The sequence below is a fragment of the Acinetobacter sp. YH16053 genome (assembly GCF_013417035.1).
GTDB lineage: Bacteria > Pseudomonadota > Gammaproteobacteria > Pseudomonadales > Moraxellaceae > Acinetobacter > Acinetobacter towneri.
The window spans coordinates 1-1720 of record NZ_VPEP01000105.1 but is presented as its reverse complement, the minus strand read 5'-3'; the positions used below and the strand labels follow the sequence as shown (position 1 = coordinate 1720).

Annotated in this window: 2 protein-coding genes; both read right to left on the bottom strand. The window is 37.4% G+C overall.

What is annotated here, in order from left to right; translation table 11 throughout:
• Positions 1 to 81: 81 nt before the first annotated feature.
• A complete protein-coding gene (locus FTV43_RS15325) occupies positions 82 to 624 on the bottom strand; it encodes a cysteine hydrolase family protein (RefSeq protein WP_044109724.1) in 543 nt (180 codons plus the stop codon).
• Positions 625 to 707: 83 nt separating this feature from the next.
• Complete coding sequence (locus tag FTV43_RS15320; protein WP_179991756.1) at positions 708 to 1592, bottom strand: MBL fold metallo-hydrolase; 885 nt, start codon at positions 1590 to 1592, stop codon at positions 708 to 710.
• Positions 1593 to 1720: the final 128 nt, after the last annotated feature.

The window sequence follows — 1720 nt, the reverse complement described above, 5'->3', positions numbered from 1 at the left end:
AAGACTAAAAATGGGAGCTTATAGCTCCCATTTTTGCCTTCGTATAACGTGTATTATGTTAATTTTAGGAAATCTTAGTCTTTAGCTAACATAATCTTCAGTTGATATTACTTGAGCATATGCAAATTCAAAAGCGGCCATTAATGTTGCATGGACATGACCAGCAGGTACTTTAACGCCATTAAATTCCAAGTCTAGTGTTGCACAAGCATCATGTATCACTTTTACCTTATAACCAAAATCAGAAGCAGCACGAACAGCAGCATCAACACACATATGCGTCATAGCACCAATCACGACTAACTCAGTCACTTGATTGCTATCTAAAATTTCTTTGAGATTCGTATTTAAGAACGCATTGATGTGATTTTTAATGATTACAGCTTCATCTTCTTGCGGCTTAACTGTGTCCTGAAATTCAATACCATTTGAGCTAGGTTCAAATATAGGAGATTCAGCATCAGCAATATGTTGGACATGAATCACTTGAGTACCCAGTTGATGGGCTTTCGCAATTACTTTCACTGCATTAGCAGCAGCTTGTTCAATATTTACCAATGGTAATTTACCTGTAGGTAGATATTCATTTTGTAAGTCGATAACTAATAAAGCTGATTTTGACATACCTATTCCTTTACTTAACTAATATTTGTTTTGTTCTACTTATGTTTTAAAGAAGTGGAATGCTTCCACTTCTTTAAGTCACTTTAGAAAGAAAGCGTTTCACCATCGATAGGAATTAAAACCTTATCTTGGATTCCTTTGTCCTTTACGTAATCTGCAAGCTCAGCACGTGTTACCGACATGTGGTTAATTGCATCCATGTGAACAGCAACCACTTTAGCATTTGGTGCTTTCTGAGTTGCATGATAAGTATCTTCTTTGCCCATAATAATGGATTCTTTAAAGCCATCAACCAAGGCGTTACCTGTATTCAAGACAATCACATCAGGTTTAAATGTTTGAATCGCTTGATCAACTTCAGAACGCCAGATGGTATCTCCTGCTACATAAACAGTTTCATGACCAGCAGCTTCAAATACCACCCCCATTGCTTCGCCTAATCCAGCTTTAAGCTTAGGAATACGGTACATGGCATCAGTACCATGTTGGCCACCAGTTTTAGTGAGCTTAATCCCTTCAAAGGTCGCTTGAGTTAATACACGAACATCTTTGAAGCCTTGTGACTGAATGATTTTCTGGTCTTCTTTATTCTGTACAAACAACGGCATGTTTTTCGGAATAGTCGCTTGTGCTGCATCATCCCAATGATCTAAATGGGTATGGGTCACGATTACCGCATCTACACCTTCTAAAATCGTTTCGGGCTTGATAGGCAAATCGACTAATGGGTTCCGTAAATAGCTACGATGAGTATCGGGGAAACCTTCATAGAACCCTTTTTTAGCAAACATTGGGTCAATTAAAAAGGTTGTATCAGCATAGGTTACTTTAATCGTTGCATTGCGAATTTCTTGTATATGCGTAACTTTAGAAGTATCTCGCTGAACCACCTGATCCTTCGCATATAAATGGACTGAAGCCATTGCCAGAGAGAGTGCAATAACAGAGCTACTTAAAATTTTATTCATATTCCAGATCCAATCATTGAGTCATACTCGAATCATGATAGGAAAAATCAAATAATAAAATTGTCCTTAAGGACAATCATCGAAACTATTGGGACAACATGCTATATTTATTATTTTAGAGAGGTAGA